18 protein-coding genes are annotated in these 17,572 nt (G+C 70.3%); 7 read left to right on the top strand and 11 right to left on the bottom strand.

Annotation, left to right across the window (positions count from 1 at the left end; all coding sequences use genetic code 11):
* Positions 1–13 precede the first annotated feature (13 nt).
* Entirely contained in the window at positions 14–469 is a 456-nt protein-coding gene (locus J7E96_RS07860; protein ID WP_215128871.1) for a MarR family winged helix-turn-helix transcriptional regulator, read from the bottom strand.
* Positions 470–564: 95 nt separating this feature from the next.
* Between J7E96_RS07860 and J7E96_RS07855 the strand changes: the two genes are divergently transcribed.
* Both J7E96_RS07855 and mltG read left to right on the top strand, forming a co-directional pair.
* Positions 565–2,376, top strand: coding sequence for an ABC transporter ATP-binding protein (locus tag J7E96_RS07855; protein ID WP_215128869.1), 1,812 nt, complete (start codon positions 565–567; stop codon positions 2,374–2,376).
* 87 nt (positions 2,377–2,463) lie between these two features.
* Positions 2,464–3,285 carry an endolytic transglycosylase MltG gene (gene mltG, locus J7E96_RS07850; RefSeq protein WP_215128867.1) on the top strand — a complete coding sequence of 274 codons (822 nt, stop codon included), beginning with the start codon at positions 2,464–2,466 and terminating at the stop codon, positions 3,283–3,285.
* 55 nt (positions 3,286–3,340) lie between these two features.
* Here mltG and J7E96_RS07845 read toward each other — a convergent pair whose 3' ends face one another.
* A complete protein-coding gene (locus J7E96_RS07845) occupies positions 3,341–4,447 on the bottom strand; it encodes an FAD-dependent oxidoreductase (protein ID WP_215128865.1) in 1,107 nt (368 codons plus the stop codon).
* Positions 4,448–4,522: 75 nt separating this feature from the next.
* Between J7E96_RS07845 and J7E96_RS07840 the strand changes: the two genes are divergently transcribed.
* Positions 4,523–4,813, top strand: coding sequence for a hypothetical protein (locus tag J7E96_RS07840; protein WP_215128863.1), 291 nt, complete (start codon positions 4,523–4,525; stop codon positions 4,811–4,813).
* Between the two features lie 19 nt (positions 4,814–4,832).
* Positions 4,833–5,255, top strand: coding sequence for a secondary thiamine-phosphate synthase enzyme YjbQ (locus J7E96_RS07835; protein ID WP_215128861.1), 423 nt, complete (start codon positions 4,833–4,835; stop codon positions 5,253–5,255).
* 32 nt (positions 5,256–5,287) lie between these two features.
* On the opposite strand, the gene J7E96_RS07830 is transcribed toward J7E96_RS07835, so the two are convergent.
* The 4 genes from J7E96_RS07830 to J7E96_RS07815 all read right to left on the bottom strand — a co-directional run bounded on the left by J7E96_RS07830 (position 5,288) and on the right by J7E96_RS07815 (position 9,316).
* Positions 5,288–6,586 carry an MFS transporter gene (locus J7E96_RS07830; protein WP_215128859.1) on the bottom strand — a complete coding sequence of 433 codons (1,299 nt, stop codon included), beginning with the start codon at positions 6,584–6,586 and terminating at the stop codon, positions 5,288–5,290.
* Positions 6,587–6,671: 85 nt separating this feature from the next.
* The gene (locus J7E96_RS07825; RefSeq protein WP_215128858.1) at positions 6,672–7,109 is read right to left on the bottom strand and encodes a thioesterase family protein; all 438 of its coding nucleotides are present in this window, start codon (positions 7,107–7,109) and stop codon (positions 6,672–6,674) included.
* Positions 7,110–7,198: 89 nt separating this feature from the next.
* Complete coding sequence (locus tag J7E96_RS07820) at positions 7,199–8,233, bottom strand: methyltransferase (protein WP_215128856.1); 1,035 nt, start codon at positions 8,231–8,233, stop codon at positions 7,199–7,201.
* Between the two features lie 48 nt (positions 8,234–8,281).
* Positions 8,282–9,316 carry a methyltransferase gene (locus tag J7E96_RS07815; protein WP_251069545.1) on the bottom strand — a complete coding sequence of 345 codons (1,035 nt, stop codon included), beginning with the start codon at positions 9,314–9,316 and terminating at the stop codon, positions 8,282–8,284.
* Between the two features lie 259 nt (positions 9,317–9,575).
* On the opposite strand from J7E96_RS07815, the gene J7E96_RS07810 reads away from it, so the two are divergent.
* Entirely contained in the window at positions 9,576–10,529 is a 954-nt protein-coding gene (locus J7E96_RS07810) for a proline iminopeptidase-family hydrolase (RefSeq protein WP_251069544.1), read from the top strand.
* A 10-nt stretch (positions 10,530–10,539) separates the two neighbouring features.
* Positions 10,540–11,403 (top strand): LLM class F420-dependent oxidoreductase, encoded by an 864-nt coding sequence (locus J7E96_RS07805; RefSeq protein WP_215128850.1) that lies wholly within the window; start codon positions 10,540–10,542, stop codon positions 11,401–11,403.
* Between the two features lies 1 nt (position 11,404).
* Here J7E96_RS07805 and J7E96_RS38400 read toward each other — a convergent pair whose 3' ends face one another.
* The 5 genes from J7E96_RS38400 to J7E96_RS07780 form a co-directional block, all read right to left on the bottom strand.
* The gene (locus J7E96_RS38400) at positions 11,405–12,961 is read right to left on the bottom strand and encodes a GMC family oxidoreductase (RefSeq protein WP_215128848.1); all 1,557 of its coding nucleotides are present in this window, start codon (positions 12,959–12,961) and stop codon (positions 11,405–11,407) included.
* 69 nt (positions 12,962–13,030) lie between these two features.
* On the bottom strand, positions 13,031–14,254 hold the full coding sequence (locus J7E96_RS07795; RefSeq protein WP_215128846.1) for a beta-ketoacyl synthase: 1,224 nt from the start codon (positions 14,252–14,254) through the stop codon (positions 13,031–13,033).
* Entirely contained in the window at positions 14,251–14,499 is a 249-nt protein-coding gene (locus J7E96_RS07790; RefSeq protein ID WP_073751640.1) for a phosphopantetheine-binding protein, read from the bottom strand. Before J7E96_RS07790 ends, J7E96_RS07795 begins: the two co-directional genes overlap by 4 nt.
* 71 nt (positions 14,500–14,570) lie before the next feature.
* Positions 14,571–15,572, bottom strand: coding sequence for a beta-ketoacyl-ACP synthase III (locus J7E96_RS07785; RefSeq protein ID WP_215128844.1), 1,002 nt, complete (start codon positions 15,570–15,572; stop codon positions 14,571–14,573).
* On the bottom strand, positions 15,569–16,372 hold the full coding sequence (locus tag J7E96_RS07780) for an AfsR/SARP family transcriptional regulator (RefSeq protein ID WP_308295870.1): 804 nt from the start codon (positions 16,370–16,372) through the stop codon (positions 15,569–15,571). Before J7E96_RS07780 ends, J7E96_RS07785 begins: the two co-directional genes overlap by 4 nt.
* A gap of 325 nt (positions 16,373–16,697) precedes the next feature.
* On the opposite strand from J7E96_RS07780, the gene J7E96_RS07775 reads away from it, so the two are divergent.
* A complete protein-coding gene (locus J7E96_RS07775; protein ID WP_215128842.1) occupies positions 16,698–17,564 on the top strand; it encodes a DUF5829 family protein in 867 nt (288 codons plus the stop codon).
* Positions 17,565–17,572 lie beyond the last annotated feature (8 nt).

Genomic DNA, 17,572 nt, shown 5'->3' with positions numbered 1-17,572 from the left:
TCACTTCCTCGACTCAGCAGCGGCGCTCCGGCATTCCGTCGACCAGAGCGGACAGCAGGCCGCCGAGCACCTCGCGCTGATCGGCGTCCAATGGAGCCAGGATGTCCTCCGCGGCGTCGCGGCGCGCGGTGCGCAGGGCGCGCAGCGTGGCGCGGCCGGTGTCGGTGAGCTCGATCCTGATCACCCGCCGGTTGGTGGGATCGGGCACGCGGCGCACCCGGCCGCTGGCCTCCAGGCCGTCGACGAGCGTGGTCACGGCGCGGGGGACCACGTCGAGGCGCCTGGCGAGGTCGGCCATCCTCGGCGGCGGCTCGTGGTGCAGGTCGTAGTGCGAAACGGTGCGCAGCAGGCGTGACTGCGCGGGCGTGATGCCGATCGGCTCCATCTGCTCCCGCTGGATCCGGTGCAGCCGGCGCGTCAGCCGGAGCAGTTGCTCGGCCAGCAGGCCGTCGGCGTCTGAGGTGCTCATACCGGGAAACGATATCAGGACCTTATTCATTGTGAGTACAGGTAACAATCGGCTAGGCTCTGAAAATCCGTGACTTCACCCTCTCGAAGGAGCCCATGCACCCCGATCGACCCACGTGGACACCCCCGGCCCGCGATCCGGCCCAGCCGGAGGAGCCCGCGCAGGTGCGCCGCATTCTCCGGCTCTTCCGCCCCTACCGGGGCCGACTGGCCGTCGTCGGCCTGCTCGTCGCCGCCTCGTCGCTCGTGGCCGTCGCCTCCCCGTTCATGCTCCGGGAGATCCTCGACACCGCCATCCCGCAGGGGCGTACGGGGCTGCTGAGCCTGCTCGCCCTCGGCATGATCCTGACCGCCGTGGTGACGAGCGTCTTCGGCGTACTCCAGACCCTGATCTCCACGACGGTCGGCCAGCGCGTCATGCACGACCTGCGGACCGCCGTCTACGCCCAGCTCCAGCGCATGCCGCTCGCCTTCTTCACCAGGACCCGCACCGGCGAGGTGCAGTCCCGTATCGCGAACGACATCGGCGGCATGCAGGCGACGGTGACGTCCACGGCGACCTCGCTCGTCTCGAACCTCACCTCGGTCGTGGCCACGGTCGTCGCCATGCTGGCGCTCGACTGGCGGCTTACCGTCGTCTCCCTCCTGCTGCTGCCGGTCTTCGTGTGGATCAGCCGCCGGGTCGGCCGCGAGCGCAAGAAGATCACCACGCAGCGGCAGAAACAGATGGCCGCCATGGCCGCCACCGTCACCGAGTCGCTGTCGGTCAGCGGCATCCTGCTCGGCCGCACCATGGGCCGCGCCGACTCCCTCACCAAATCCTTCGCCGACGAGTCCGAGCGCCTCGTCGACCTCGAAGTGCGTTCCAACATGGCGGGGCGCTGGCGGATGTCCACCATCGGCATCGTCATGGCCGCCATGCCCGCCGTCATCTACTGGGCGGCCGGCCTGACCATGCAGGCCGGCGGGGCAGCCGTCTCCCTCGGCACGCTCGTCGCCTTCGTATCGCTCCAGCAGGGCCTCTTCCGGCCGGCCGTGAGCCTCCTGTCGACCGGTGTGCAGATGCAGACCTCGCTCGCGCTCTTCCAGCGGATCTTCGAATATCTCGACCTGCCGGTGGACATCACCGAACCCGAGAAGCCCGTCCGGCTGGACAAGATCCGCGGCGAAGTGCGCTTCGACGACGTCCACTTCACGTACGACGAGAAGAACGGCCCCACGCTCACCGGAATCGACATCACGGTCCCGGCGGGCGGCAGCCTGGCGGTCGTCGGGCCGACGGGCTCCGGCAAGAGCACGCTCAGCTATCTGGTGCCCCGGCTGTACGACGTGACGGACGGCGGCGTCACACTCGACGGCGTCGACGTGCGCGACCTGGACTTCGACACGCTGGCCCGCGCGGTCGGCGTGGTCTCCCAGGAGACGTACCTCTTCCACGCCTCCGTCGCCGAGAACCTTCGCTTCGCCAAGCCGGACGCGACCGACGAGGAACTGCGCGCGGCAGCCGAGGCGGCGCAGATCCACGACCACATCGCCTCACTGCCCGACGGGTACGACACGCTGGTCGGCGAGCGCGGATACCGCTTCTCCGGCGGCGAGAAGCAGCGCCTGGCGATCGCCAGGACCATTCTGCGCGACCCGCCCGTCCTCATCCTCGACGAGGCGACGAGCGCGCTCGACACCCGTACGGAGCACGCCGTGCAGCAGGCCATCGACGCGCTGTCGGCGGGCCGTACGACCATCACCATCGCGCACCGGCTCTCCACGGTCAGGGACGCCGACCAGATCGTCGTCCTCGACGGCGGCAGGACCGCCGAGCGCGGCACGCACGAGGAACTGCTCGCACAGGACGGCCGGTACGCCGCCCTCGTGCGCAGGGACGCCAGGCTCTCGCCCGCCGCCACCTGAAAGCCATGGGCGGTGAGTATCCGGTACCGACCGAATGCCGTTCTCGGCATCCCGGGAACGGCGAGTGAGGCGAGTTAGCGTGCCCGCATGGAGAACGAGTCCGCACAGAAACGGCCCGCGAACAGCCCCCGCCTGACGCGCCGCGGCCGACTGCTGCTGGTCGCGGGTATGGCCGCGACAGTGGCGACCGCCGCCGTCCTGGTGCCTCTCCTGCTGCTCAGGGAGGAGAAGCGCGAGCCGCGGAGCCTGCTGATTCCGGAGGGATGGCGGTCGTCCCAGGTGTACACCGCGGTCGACAAGGCGCTCGGCGTCGCGCCCAGAACCACCGAGAGGGCGGCGGGCGCGGCCAACCTGAACCTGCCGCGCGCGGCCAAGGGAAACCCGGAGGGGTTCCTCTTCCCGGCCACCTATCCCGTCGACGACAGGACGACGCCGGCGAGCCTGCTCTCGTACATGGTCAACACGGCCCGTAAGAACTTCGGCGCCACTCCCGCGGCCTACCGGAACGTTGTCATCGCCAGCATCGTGCAGGCCGAGGCGGACACCGCCGAGGACATGGGGAAGGCCGCACGCGTCATCGACAACCGGCTGGCGCGCGGCATGCCGCTCCAGATGGACTCGACGATCAACTACGCGCTGAAGCGCTCGACCCTCGACACCAGCCACGCGGACACGAAGATCGACACCCCGTACAACACATACCTGCGCGCCGGCCTGCCGCCGACTCCGATCGGCAACCCGGGCCGGCAGGCGATGGACGCGACGACCGACCCGCCGCCGGGGGACTGGCTGTACTTCGTCACCGTCGCGCCCGGGGACACCCGCTTCACGGACAGCTACGCCGAGCAGCGGAAGAACGTCGCGGAGTTCAACGCGAACCGCAAGGGCGCGAGCAAGAACGGCGGCTGACCCCTTCAGCCCCCGACCCGCTTCAGCCCCCGACCCGCTCAGCCCCCGACCCGCTTCAGACGCCCACCGCGACCGGCTCGCTCTCCGTCCGCCGCTCCCCTTCCAGCAGCCGCATGATCCCGCGTACGGCGGCCCGCCCCGCCCGGTTGGCCCCGATGGTGCTGGCCGAGGGCCCGTAGCCCACCAGGTGGATCCGCTCGTCGCGGGTCGCCCGCGTGCCCTCGGCGCGGACGCCGCCACCCGGCTCGCGCAGCTTGAGCGGCGCCAGGTGATCGATCGCGGCACGGAACCCGGTGGCCCACAGGATGACGTCCGCGTCGACCGTGCGTCCGTCGGACCAGGCCACCCCGTTCGGCGTAATCCTGTCGAACATCGGCAGCCGGTCCAGCACGCCCTCCGAGCGGGCCCGCGCGACCGCCTCCGTCACAGGAAGCCCGGTCACCGACACGACGCTCTGCGGCGGCAGCCCGCGCCGTACCCGCTCGTCGACGAGCGCGACGGCGGCCCGCCCCTGCTCCTCGCCGAACGGGCCGTCGCGGAAGACCGGCGGCCGCCGCGTCACCCACGTCGTCCGCGCCCCGGCGCCGGCGATCTCCATCAGGTGCTGTACGCCCGAGGTCCCGCCGCCCACGACGACCACCCGCTGTCCGGCGAATTCGCCCGGCCCCGGGTAGTTCGCGGTGTGCAGCTGACGCCCGCGGAACGTCTCCTGGCCGGGGTAGCGGGGCCAGAAAGGCCGGTCCCAGGTGCCCGAGGCGTTGATCAGGGCGCGCGCCGACCAGGCACCCGCCGACGTCTCGACGAGCAGCCGCCCGCCCTCTCCCTCACGCACGGCCGACACACCGACGGGCCGGCGCACCCGCAGGCCGAAGGTGCGCTCGTACGTCGCGAAGTACTCCCCGATGACCTCGGAGGAAGCGCGGCTGTCGTCGGCGCCGGTCAGCTCCATGCCCGGAAGCGCGTGCATGCCGTGCACTTTGCCGTACGTCAGCGAGGGCCACCGGAACTGCCACGCGCCGCCCGGGCGCGGGGAGTGGTCCAGCACGACGAAGTCACGGCCGGGCTCCAGGCCCGCGCGCCGCAGGTGGTAGGCGCTGGAAAGACCGGCCTGCCCGGCACCGATCACCACGACGTCCACTTCCCGCACCCCAAGATTGTTCATGTTTCTACTAACGGGGCGTTGGGGCCGGATCTTCCCGGTCGACGTAATACCCCGCGATGTGGGTACGGTGCCGGAATGACCCCCGTCGAATACGTGTACCGAGTGGACGCGCCCGCAGGAAGCGCCGGCTGGCACCCCCTGGGACCCCGCTACCGGGGCGCCATCACCACCGCGACCCAGCCGGAGGACGCCGAATTCGTGGCCGCGGTGGTGGTGCGTGACCTTGCGACGGAGTGGGACCACGAGGGTTCGGGCGTCCACCACGTACGTATCTGCGTATGGCGCGACGCGGAGGGCATGGGCCCGGAGGACGCCGAATGCACGGTGGAGGTCCAGCCGGACCTGGACACCCTGCCCGGAGCGTAGGCCTGTGCATGATGGAGGCATGTCCGACGCCTTCACGACCCGCATCCTGAACGTCACCACGGGCTCGGCCGAGACCGTGGCCGACATCACCCACGACTGCGAGAATTTCCTCCAGCAGGCGGCGCGCGGGAGGGACGGCCTGCTCAACATCTTCGTCCCGCACGCCACGGCCGGTATCGCGATCCTCGAAACGGGCGCGGGCAGCGACGCCGACCTCCTCGCCGCGCTGCACGCCCTGCTCCCCGCCGACGACCGCTGGCAGCACCGCCACGGCAGCCCCGGCCACGGCAGGGACCACGTACTGCCCGCCCTGGTGCCCCCGCACGCGACGCTTCCGGTGATCGGCGGCAGCCTGGAACTGGGCACGTGGCAGTCCGTCTGCCTGGTCGACACGAACAAGGACAACCCGGACCGCCAGGTGCGGCTGAGCTTCCTGGGCTGAGGGACCCGGCCGCTGGTCCGACGCCTTCGGCGTCAGGGCACGCTTCGGATGCGTTGGACCAGGACAGCGCCGAGCAGGGTGAGAGCGGCGGTGAACGCGAAGAGCGCCGGGTAGCCGCCGAGGTGAGTGACCAGCACGGCGGCGATGGCCGGCGCGAGGACGTGCGGGAGGGAGTTCGCGATATTGATGACACCGAGATCCCGCCCCCGGTTGTCCGCGGTGGGCAGCACCTGGGTGATCAGCGCCTGGTCCACCGAGATGTAGACGCCGTAACCGAGTCCCATCAGGCCGGCGGCCACCAGCGCGACCGGCCACGTCGGCCAGACCGCCAGCAGGGCGGAGCCGAGGGCGATCACCACACCGGAGGCCGTGACCAGCGACTTCCGGCGGCCGAGGCGGTCCGACACCACACCGCCGATGAAGGCCGTGAGCACGATGCCGGTGGTGTAGAGGACGACGAGAGTCAGCAGTCCCTGCTCGGCCTCGCGCCCGGGGAAGCGCTGTTCGTACCGCACCTCGTCGCGCAGGAAGTAGAGCAGGTACAAGGTCCCTGTGGCGTTGCCGAGTTGTACGAGCAGCCGCGTCAGCCAGGCGAGCGCGAAGTCGCGATGGCGGCGGGGGCTGATCCAGAACCCGGCGAGGAATCGCGACCAGCTCACAGCGGGCACCGCGGAGGCCGGCAGCCGGGCGTCCGTGACCGACCACAGGAACGGCAGGGCGCACAGGACCAGGACGACGGCGATCAGGGGGTAGCCGCTGCGTGGTCCGCTCACGGCGACGGTCACCAGGACCGTACCGAACACGACGGCCAGGGGCTGAGTGGCACCCACCCACGCGCTCACGACGGCGCGTTGCGCGACCGGGACATGGTCGGGCACCTCGGCGACCAGGCCGGCGAGCATCGCACTGAGCGACAGCTGCGCCACGCACCAGCCGAGCACGACGCCGGTCACCGTGGTCTGCGGGGCGAGTATCAGCAGGCCCAGGGCCGTGCCCAGCGCGCCGCCGGCCAGCCAGGGTCTGCGGCGGCCGAAACGTGACGTGGTGCGGTCCGACAGGGCGCCCGCGACCGGGGTGGCGACCAGTGCGATCACCGCGCCGATCCCGGTGACCAGGCCGAGCGCGGACTCCTTGTTGTCCGGATCGATCGTCTCCAACTGCTGGGCGAGCAGTACCTGTACCGGCGTGTACAACGCGGTCCACATGCCCAGGCTGACCAGCGCGATGCCGCCCACGAACCTCGGCCCCACCCGCGCGACCGGTTCGCTGAGCCTGTCCGGCGGCGGCGGCGGTGCGTCGGCGGCCGGTACTGACCGGGATTCAGGGATCATCGTGGCCTTTCGGACATGAGTCGCGGACATGCCGACGGCCCCGGGCCGACAGCCCGGGGCCGTAGGACGGCATCTTCACCGCTGTTCAGAGCAAGGTCTTCGCGACATCGTTGAACGTGTCGCTCCATGCCGTGGGGCGCAGCGTCTTGGGGTCGAGCCGGATGTGCACCCGCCGCCCTTCGGCATGCACCACGCCACCGTCCGCGGACAGCACCCGGAAGCCGTATACCGCGCTGGAGTCGGAAAGCTTGTCTATCCACAGGTGGATACCGATCTCACCCGTGCCGCGAATGGGCGCCCGGTAGCTGATCGAGAACTCCGCCACGGCCAGGAAAACGTCGGGCTGCGTGTACTTCCCGTCGGTGAACGCGAAACCCTGGCGCGCCCAGAAAGTAGTCAACGCCCGTTCCACCAGCACCATGTAGCGGGAGTTGTGCACGAAGCCCATCGAGTCGAGCTCGTCGAAGTGGGTGTAGCCGGGTTCGACGATGCCGCGCTCCACGGTCATCTCGTGCTGGGTCATGCCTGCCTCCAAGGTTGGCTGGGACGAGCGGGATACTGGACGGTAACAGTGGGTGCCACCCTCGGCAGGAGAATCAGCCACTTCCATGGTCAGACCGGAGCCACCTCCACGATGGACAGCGTTCCCGGCGTGGAGATGACCCGCAGCGACTTGAGATCAGCCGCGGAGAGCAGCACTTCCAGTTCCTCGTCGCTGCGTTCCTGTCCATCGAACACGGTCAGCATCAGTACGTCGGAGATGGTGACAGACGGCGAGATGTCCGCGTCCGGGCGCACCGCGTCGACGATCAGGAGGCGCGACCGCTCGGACATGGCATTGCGTACGGTCCGCAGAATGCGCACGCTGTCGGCGTCGCTCTTGTCGTGGATGATGCGTTTGAGGACATAGAAGTCCGCGCCGGGCGGTACGGCCTCGAAGAAGTCACCCACGGCGGTCTCCCAGCGCCCCTCGATCGCCGGGTCGTCCAACTTGTGCCGCCGGAGCACGGATTCGCGCTCGAAGAGGACACCGCGCAGACCGGGGTTCCGGGCGAGCAGGGTGCGCAGGAAGCCACCCAGACCGCCGGCGAGATCGATGACCGTACCCGTCTGGGGGAAGTCGTAGCTCGCGACGATGCCGTTCTGCTCGGTCATGGACATGGTGTCCATGGCATCGGTGAAGAGCCGTTCACGCTCGCCTTCGCCCTGGAGGTGGTCGAAGAGGGGGGCGCCGAAGATGTCGTTGAAGGCGGTGCTGCCGTCGCGGACGGTGTCTTCGAGGCGTCCGGCCGGCTTCCAGTACATCTCGTCCGTGAACAGCAGGGCGGCGGGGCGTACGGAGTAGGGGACGTCGGTACGCAGGACGTGGGCGGCGGGGGTGAGGTGGAAGGCTGAGTCCGTGTCTTCGCGGAAGATGCCGCGGGTGGCGAGGAAGCGCAGTACGCGGTGGAGGGACGGGGCGTGTACGCCGGTGAGTTCGGCGAGTTGGGCGGCGGTTTTGGGTCCGTCGGTGAGGTGGCCGGCGATGTCGGTACGCAGGGCCACGCGCAGTGCGGCGGGGTAGAGGTAGCCGAGCGAGTCGCCGAGGACCTGCGTCACTGCTGCTGCGATCTCCGTGGCCTGGGTCGGTTGCGTCGCATCGCTCAAGGGTCGCTCTTCCTGTGTCGTGTGCACGAGCGGAGGGCTGCCGGCCGCTCAGGCGGTAACGGCTTCGAGGATGGACACCGTGCCCGGAGTCGGGATGACGCGGACCAGCCGCAGGCCGGCGGCGGCGAGGAGTTCCTTGAACTCCGGCTCGGTGCGCTCCTTGCCGTCGAAGATGGTCATCATCGCCACGTCGTACAGCTTGGCCGGGTGCGGGTCGTTGCCGGGCGGCACCACGGCGTCGACGACCAGGAGGCGGGCCTGGTCGGACATGGCCTTACGGACGGCCTGGAGAATCCGGAGGCTGTCGTCGTCGCTCCAGTCGTGGAGGACGCGCTTGAGGACGTAGATGTCGCCGCCGGTGGGCGCGACATCGAAGAAGTTCCCCTCGGCGGTCTCCCAGCGGCCCGCGATCGCCTCGTCGTCGAGCTGGTGCTGCTGGAGCACCGCGTCCTGCTCGTACAGCACACCGTGCAGGCCCGGGTTGTTGGCGAGGACAGTGCGCAGGAAGCCGCCGGGGCCGCCGCCGACATCGATGATCTTCCCGGTCGCCGGGAAGTCGTAACTCGCGGCGATACCGCCCTGTTCGATGGCCGAGAGGTCGGCGATGCCGGTGTGGAAGGTCCGGGCGCTCTCCTCGTTCTGGTCGAGATAGTCGAAGAGGGGGGCGCCGAAGATGTCGTTGAAGGCGGTGCTGCCGTCGCGGACGGTGTCTTCGAGGCGTCCGGTCGACTTCCAGTACATCTCGTCCGTCAGCAGCAGGGCCGTGGAGCGTACGGAGTAGGGGACGTCGGTGCGCAGGACGTGGGCGGCGGGGGTGAGGTGGAAGGCTGAGTCCGTGTCTTCGCGGAAGATGCCGCGGGTGGCGAGGAAGCGCAGTACGCGGTGGAGGGACGGGGCGTGTACGCCGGTGAGTTCGGCGAGTTGGGCGGCGGTTTTGGGTCCGTCGGTGAGGTGGCCGGCGATGTCGGTACGCAGGGCCACGCGCAGTGCGGCGGGGTAGAGGTAGCCGAGCGAGTCGCCGAGGACCTGCCTCACTGCTGCTGCGATCTCCGTGGCCTGGGTCGGTTGCGTCGCATCGCTCAAGGGTCTGCCTCCATACGGCATCGCACTGTGGTCGCGTGAACCGGAGCGCGAGGGCTCCCGGTCACCGGTCGGGTCCAGCCTGGCCCCGCGCGCTGACCGGCGGCTGACCGATCGCTGACCGGGCCGGGCCCCCGCCCCGCCGCGGCCGTGCCGTCAGCGGCAGGTCAGTGAGCCGTCAGCCGGTACGGCGACGATGCGCCACGTGTGCCCGTGCGCCGGTGGCGCGGGGCCCGGAGTATCCGAACGCGTGGAGGCGGCCTTGACGGCACTGGACGGCGCAACCGTGACCGAGGGCACGGTGGACTGGCAGGGGCGCAAGACTTGGTACCGCGTAGTGGGACCGCCCGGCCGGAGCTCCGGCCGGGCTCCGCTGGTGATCTGCCACGGTGGCCCCGGCCTCATCCATGACTACCTCGCCCCGGTCGCCGAGTCGATGAGCGCGAACCGGACCTGCGTGCTGTACGACCAGATCGGCAACGGGCGCTCGGAACACCACGGGGACGCCCCCGCCGGATTCTGGACGCCCGAGCTCTTCGTGGAGGAACTCCAGGCGCTGCTCGGCCACTTGGGCATCGCCGACGGCTACCACCTGCTGGGGCACTCCTGGGGCGGAATGCTGGCCCTCGAACTGGCGGTCCGGCGCCCGCCCGGGCTGCGCTCGGTCGTCGTCGCCGACGGATTCGCGTCGTCGCGGACGTACCGCGAGGAAGTCGGCCGGCTGGTGAGCGAGCTGCCCCAGGGCATCAGGGAGCCGATAGAGCGCCACGAGGCGGCGGGGACCACCAACTCGCCGGAGTACCAGGCGGCGGTTCGGGCCTTCTACGGGCGCCATGTGTGCCGGGCCCGGCCCGTGCCCGCCGAACTCCTCCGTACCCTCCAGTACTTGGATGCGAATCCCGCGGTGTACGAGGCCATGATGGGTCCGAGCGAATTCAGCATGACCGGAACGCTCCGCGGCTGGGACATCCGAGACCGGCTCGACCGGGTGGAAGTGCCCGTGCTGCTGGTGTCGGGACGGCACGACGAGGTGACGCCGCGCGCGGTCGAAGAGATCCAGCGTGGCGTTCTGGGCGCCGAGTGGGTCCTGTTCGAGGAGTCGAGCCATATGCCGCACCTCGAGGAACCCGTCGCTTTTCGCGAGGTGGTCGAAACGTTCCTCGCACGCCAGAGCAGCCCAGGTGAGACGGCGGTGACCCCGGCCGGGCGTGGTTAGCATGACCGTCATGGCATCGACTACCCCGACAGTGGGCCTGTTCGGGATGAATATGAACGCCGCGGCGGACCCGGCGGTCTCGGCCCGTATCGCCCGACGGGCCGAAGAGCTCGGCTATGACTCGCTGTGGGCGGCCGACCATGTCGTCCTGCCGCGGCCTCGTACCGAGGACTCCCCGCTGGAGCCGGACACCCCCCTGCTCGATCCCGTGGTGGCCCTGACGCATCTGGCGTCCCACACGGAACGCATCCGGCTCGGCACCGGCTGCGTCATCCTGCCGCAGCGCAACCCGGTGATCCTGGCAAAGCAGTTGGCCAGCCTCGACGTGGTCAGCGGTGGCCGGCTGCTCTTCGGCGCCGGCGTCGGCTATCTGGAGCCCGAAATGAGCGCCGTGGGCGTCCCGATGGCCGGCCGCGGCGCACGGGCGGACGAGTACCTCCAGGCCATCCACGCCCTCTGGTACGAGGACAAGCCCGCCTTTCACGGCTCGTATGCCGGCTTCGATTCCGTCGATGCCCGTCCGCGGCCCCTCCAGCGCCCGGTGCCGCTGGTGATCGGCGGGCACAGCGCCGCGGCCCATCGGCGCGCGGTCGCCCACGGCGACGAGTGGTTCGGCTATCTCGTCGGCGTACGTTCCACCGCGGAACAGGTACGCGCGCTCAGGGAGCTCTCCGACCGTGCCGGGCGGCAGGACCGGCCGCTGAAGGTTTCCGTGGCGCCGGCCCGGCCGCTGGACGCCGCGACAGTGAGGACGTACGCGGAACTCGGGGTGGACCGGCTCGTGGTCGTCCCGCCCGTGGACCTGACCGTGCGGGAGCTCGAAGAGTTCGTGGAGCGGCACGCGCCCCGCGTGCTCGGGGCGGCTCCGGCCTGATCTAGGCCGTCCCGTGGTCGGCCGCGATGAATGAGGAGACCTGCTCCCCGACCATCAGCGCGGGCGCGTGGGTGTTGCCCGTCGTGATCGCCGGGAACACGGAGGCGTCCGCGACCCGCAGGCCTTCGATGCCGTACACCCGCAGCCGGGGATCGACGACGGCATCGGCGTCCACGCCCATCTTGCAGGTACCCGACTGGTGGTGATACGTCGTCACCGTACGCCGCAGATAGTCGCGCAGGGCCGGGTCGCCGGCGTCTTCGCCCGCCTCCGGGCCCGGGTACAGCTCGCGGGCCCCCCACTCCTCACGCAGGACCGAGGAGCGTCCGATGTCCCGGCACAGCACCGCGGCGGCCGCCAGACTGTCCAGGTCCGCCGCCGTACGCAACGTGCCGGGGTCGAGGAGCAGCTCGTCCTCCGGCTGCGCGCCGGTGAGCCGGACCGATCCGCGGGAGGCCGGCCGAACGATCCCGGCCTGCAGGGTGAAGCCACTGCCAGGGCCCGTCATCCCCGGCTGGTACATGGGGGCCGGGAAGTGCAGCGGCTGGAGGTCCGGCACCGGCAGACCCGGCCGGCTGCGCCAGAACAGATGCGTCTGGGCGGGACCGAGGCCCGGCGACGGCCGGCCGACGGGACGCTCCGTGCTGAAGATGACGGGTGCCAGGACGTGATCGTGCAGGTTGCGTCCTACGCCCGGGAGATGGGCCACCGCGTCGATGCCCACAGAGCGCAGCTCGGCCGCGGCGCCGATGCCGGACAGCATCAGCAGCCGGGGCGACTCGATCGCGCCTGCGCTGATCACCACCTCCGCGCGGGCGGTGGCCCGCTCGACGATCCCCTCCCGCAGCCATTCCACGCCGACACACCGCGTGCCTTCGAGGAGTACGCGCCGCACGCGGGCCCCGGTGACCACGGTCAGGCCGGGCGACTGGGCGACCGGATCGAGATAGGCCGCGGCCGCGCTGCACCGGCGGCCGTCGGCGATGGTGAACTGGATCTTCGAAATGCCCTCGGGGTGCCCTGAGTTGTAATCCGTCTGATGGGGGATGCCGGTTTCCCCGGCCGCCTGGATCAGCGCTTCGTGGACCGGGTCCGCGTCGTACTTGGTGAGCACCGGCAGTGGGCCGCCCGAGCCGTGCGTTTCGTCCGCCCCGGTGTCGTAGTCCTCGATGGCCCGGAAGGCCGGCAGGACATCCTGCCAGGACCAGCCGTCGTTCCCGAGGTACGCCCAGTGGTCGTAGTCCAGCGCCGCGCCCCGGGCGTAGATCATCGCGTTGAGCGCGCTCGACCCGCCGAGCACCCGGCCGCGGGGCCAGTGCAGCCTGCGGCCGGCCGCGTGCTCCTGCGGCGTGGTGCGGTACGCCCAGTCCTGCTCGCCGAACCACAGTTCACCGAACCGCAGCGGGTCGTCGATGGCCGGGTTGGTGGCTTCGCCGCCGGCTTCCAGAAGCAGGACCTCCGCGCCCCGGTCCACCAGCCGCCGGGTGACGACGCAGCCGGCGGAACCGGCACCCACCACGATGACGTCGAAGGGACCCTTGCTGAGCTGTTCGGCCACGTTTCCGGCCTCCGTTGACGGTTCGTTCGGGTTCGGGTGAGGGACGGGCGCGGGGGCGGTGTGGGGGTCTCACGCGGAGGTGAAGACCAGCACCGCGTTCTGGCCGCCGAAGCCGAACGAGTTGCTCACCGCCACCTCGATCTGCTGGGCGCGCGGGCCCTTCGCGACGATGTCCAGTTCGATCTCCGGGTCCAGGTTCTCCAGATTCGCCGTCGGCGGCACGGTCGCGTTCTGCACGGTGAGCACGGTCAGCGCCGCCTCGATCGCGCCCGCCGCCCCGAGGGCGTGACCGAGCGCGCCCTTGGCGGACGTCACCGTCGCACGGGCGCCCAGCAGTTCGTGCAGGACCCTGGACTCGGCCGCGTCGTTGAGCGGCGTAGAGGTGCCGTGCGCGTTGACGTGGTCGACCTCGCCCGGCGTCACGCCCGCCGAGGCCAGTGCCGCCTCCAGGGCCTGCCGGGCACCCGTGCCCCGCGGGTCCGGCGCCGTCATGTGGTGAGCGTCGGCGGAGGCGCCGTACCCCGCGATCCTCGCCCGTACGCGAGCCCCGCGAGCCCGTGCGTCCGTCTCACGTTCCAGGATCAGCACGCCACTGCCTTCGCCGATGACGAAGCCGTCACGGTCCACGTCGAACGGGCGGGAAGCGGCGGCCGGTTCGTCCAGCCGTCGGGACAGCGCCCCCATCTGTGCGAACCCGGTGACGATCAGCGGACTCACCCCCGCTTCGCTGCCGCCCGTGATCACCACATCGCAGCGGTCGTCGTGCAGCAACTGCGTCGCGGCTCCGACGGCGGTCGCGCCCGAGGCGCAGGCAGTCGCGGTGACGAAATTCGGTCCGCGGGCGCCGAACTCCATGGCGAGGTGACCCGCGACCATGTTCGGCACCAGAAGGGGGATCAGCAGCGCCGAGACGGAGCCCGGCCCTTCGGACAGCATGGTCCGGTGCTGCTGCTCCCAGGTCGAGACGCCGCCGAGCCCGCACCCCATGACGACGCCGACGCGCGCGCCGTCCCATGTCTTCGGATCGAGCCCCGAGTCGGCAACGGCCTCCCGCGCGGCGACGATGGCCAGTTGCACGAACCGGTCGTGTACGAGAGTGCTGCGGCGCCCGACGAGTCTGGCCGCGCTGAACTCCGGGACTGTGCACGAGATGTCGACCGGCAGGCCTTCGAGAGCCGGATCGTACGTGGCCCTCGGCAGACCTTCGCAAACGCCCTGCCAGCTCGCCTCGACGCCGATGCCCGCGGCGGTGACCAGGCCGACCCCCGTGACGGCGACGGGAGCAGCGGTCATGACGTCGTCGCCGCGGCGGCCTGCTCCTCGATCACCTCGGCCGCACGGCCGATGGTGTCGCGCGGTGACGCGGCGTCATCACTGATCTTTACGCCCAGTTCCTTCTCGACCACCAGCAGCAGCTCCACGAGGAAGAGCGAGTCCATCTCCAGGTCCTCGAAGGTCACGTCCGGTGTTATCTCGGACCGGTCCACCTGGAAACGGTTGACCAGGATGTCGGCGAGCGTGTCGTACATGGCTGCCATTACGGCTTCCTTTCGTCCTGTGCTGCTGTTGTGTGGGGCTGTCGCGTGTGGTGTGTGCCGCGCCGTGGGTCTCATGCCAGGCCGGTCCCCGGCCACGTCAGTACGGACGAGCCCCAGGTAAGGCCGCCGCCAAAGGCGGTGAGCAGGAGCCGGTCACCCGGCCGCAGCATCCCGGTGGCATGCGCGTGGTGAAGGGCCAGCGGGATGGACGCGGCCGCGGTGTTGCCGACCTCGGCGATATTGCTGACGGCGCGCTCGTGCGGGATGTCGAGCTCGTCGGCGAGCCGGGTGAGGATCCTGGCGTTGGCCTGGTGGGCGACCAGCCAGTCGACGTCGCTGCGGCGCCAGCCGGCCCGGTCCAGCGCCGTGATCGACGACTTCGCCATGCGCTGTACCGCGTGCCGGAAGACCTCTTTGCCGGCCATCGCGAAGTAGTGGTCGGCGTCCTCGGGGGGCAGACCGGCCAGGCGCTGTTCCGACCCGCCGGAGCGCACCGTGATGAGATCGCGGCCCTCCCCGTCGCTGCCGAGGTCGAACGGGCCGATGGCGCCCGGTTCCCCGTGTTCCCCCGCGCGCAGCACCACCGCCCCCGCGCCGTCACCGAAGATCGCCGATGTCGTCCGGTCCTTCGGGTCGAGAATGCTGGAGAACGTGTCCGCCCCGATGACCAGCGCGCGGGTGGACGTGCCGGACGCGATCAGCCCGGCGGCGGTGGCGAGGGCGTAGATGAAGCCGGTGCACACGGCGGAGATGTCGAACGCCGCCGCACCGGACAGCGCGAGCCGCGTCGCCACCGTGGGCGCGGTCCCCGGACACGGCCGGTCGGGCGTGGAGGTTGCCACGACCACGGTGTCCACCGAGGGGTCGCCGGAGGACTTGAGTGCCTGCTCGCCCGCTCCGACCGCGAGGTCCGAGGTGGCGGTTCCGGGTGCGGCGAAGTACCGCTGCCGGATGCCTGTCCGGGACCGTATCCACTCGTCGGAGCCACCGGAGACCGCGGCGATCTCCTCGTTGGACACCGCGCGGGGCGGCAGGCAGCCGCCGATGCCCGCGAGGACCGCTGCCCGGCTCATGCGATCTGGCCGACGGCTGAGGCCCTGCCCGCCCCGGTCAGGGTGAGCGCGGGGTCCTGGGCCAGGATCTCGGCGTAGCACCGCTGCAGTGGCAGACCCGGCTGTACGCCCAGTTCCTCGTCCAGTCGCTGACGGGTGCCGTGGTACAGGGTCAGTGCCTCACCCTGTCGGCCCGAGCGGTACAGGGCGATCATCAGCTGCTCGCAGAAGTGCTCGTTCAGAGGCTGCTGGGCGACGAGCTGGCGCAGTTCGGCGGCCGCCTGGCGGACGTCGCCGACGGCCAGCCTGGCGGTGATGAGGTCTTCCCACATGGTCAGCCGCCGCTCGTTGAACAGCGCGGCCGCCGCCCTGCACCGCAACCCGTCTCCGGCGTCGAGAAGGGCCGGCCCACGCCACAACCGCAGCCCGGACTCAAGCAGTTCGATGGCCCGGCACGGGTCATGGCGCAAAGCCGCCGAGCCCCGCCCCGCGAGATCGAGGAACCGGTTGCCGTCCACGGCCTCGCGCGGGATGTCCAGTACGTAGCCGTTGTGCACGGCGCGCAGTACGGTCCCGGCGGCCCGTCCCTGGGAAGGGCCGTCCAGGATCTTCCGCAAGCGCGCCGCATGCGCCTGAAGTGCGTTGTGCACATTGCCGAGTGACTGACCGGACCACAGCTCGTCGGCGAGTTCGAGATGGGAGATCGCGCGGCCGGGTTCCAGCGCCAGGGTGGCGAACATGGCGCGTACCTTGTTCGCGCGGATTTCGCGTTGCTGACCGCCCACTGTGACGGATACGGTGCCAAGAATTTCGATGTGCACGACACTCCTAAGTCAATTCGACTCGTCGGGCGTCCTGTCGACGGCATCGCAATGGTGTCCGGTTGCCGGCTACCGCGATCTCGCGTTGATCAAATTGGCCAGACGTAATGGTTGTCGTGCGGCAGCTGGAGTGTCAAGGGATTTCAGGCCGGTACAGGGGGCGACCCAGGGGCTCCCCAGGGTGCCCAGGGATTCCCCCGGTGCCTAGCGGGGGCGGCGGATGCAAGACTCCTGGCTCCGGAGTCCGCCGAGGGCAACCGCGTTAATTGCGATGCGTATTGAGTATTCGTCGGACCGCAAATTCGGACGCGATCGGAGCAGACGTGTGACGAGTGGATCTGCAGCGAACGGAACGCCGGTACCCCGCCTCGACCACGTCATGGTGCTGCTCGACGGGGCCGCGCATCGCGATGTGTCGGCGAGCGGATTCCTGGCGAAGCGCTTCGGCCGGATCAAGCGCAAGGAGGCGGAAAGCTCGGTCGCGGGGCAGTACTCCACTCTGGGAGTGGCCGGCGAGAACACGCTGATCGAGCTGTTCGGCAGCGACCTGCCCAGCGCGTCGCCGCTCACGGGCGGTCTGGTGTTCTCGTTCGAGGAGCCGGGATCCGCCGAGCGCGCCCGCGCCGCGCTGGATGCTTCCGGCGAGGTCAAGTACCACCATGACCTGGTGCTTCGTACGGTGGAAGGCGCCGAGGAACAGCAGCCCTGGTACCACCTGATCAGCGTCGACCTGGGCGAGGGCAGTCCGTTGCTGCTCTTCCTCAACGAGGTGACGCCCGAGTACTTCCGCTCCCTCGGCGCGCGGCCCGCACCGGACGGGGCGCTGCTGCGCAAGAGCTATCTGGACGCGGCGCTCGGTGCTCCGGACGGGGTGAAGCGGCTCATGAAGGACGTCACCGGTGTGACGGTTTCGGTTACCGCCGACCGCGGCCGGCGCCTCGCCGGCGCGCTCGCGGTCTTCGGTTTCACCGAGGCCGAAACCGCGCCCGGGGTACGGGAACTGCGCGGCCCCGGCCTCACCCTCCGGCTGGAGACGGGCGACCGGCTGGAACGCGTCACGGAAGTAGAGATCGGCCTGGACCCCGATGCCTGCGAACCCTCGGGACCCAGGGAATTCAGATTCGGCGAGACCTCGCGAATGGTCCTCGAATCACCGGAAACCGCGCGCTGGAGTTTTACTCCCTCGCACTGAACGATCTT

This window comes from Streptomyces sp. ISL-96 (assembly GCF_018614035.1).
Lineage (GTDB): Bacteria > Actinomycetota > Actinomycetes > Streptomycetales > Streptomycetaceae > Streptomyces.
The sequence above is the reverse complement of the archived record's forward strand: the minus strand, read 5'-3'. Positions and strand labels throughout refer to the sequence as shown.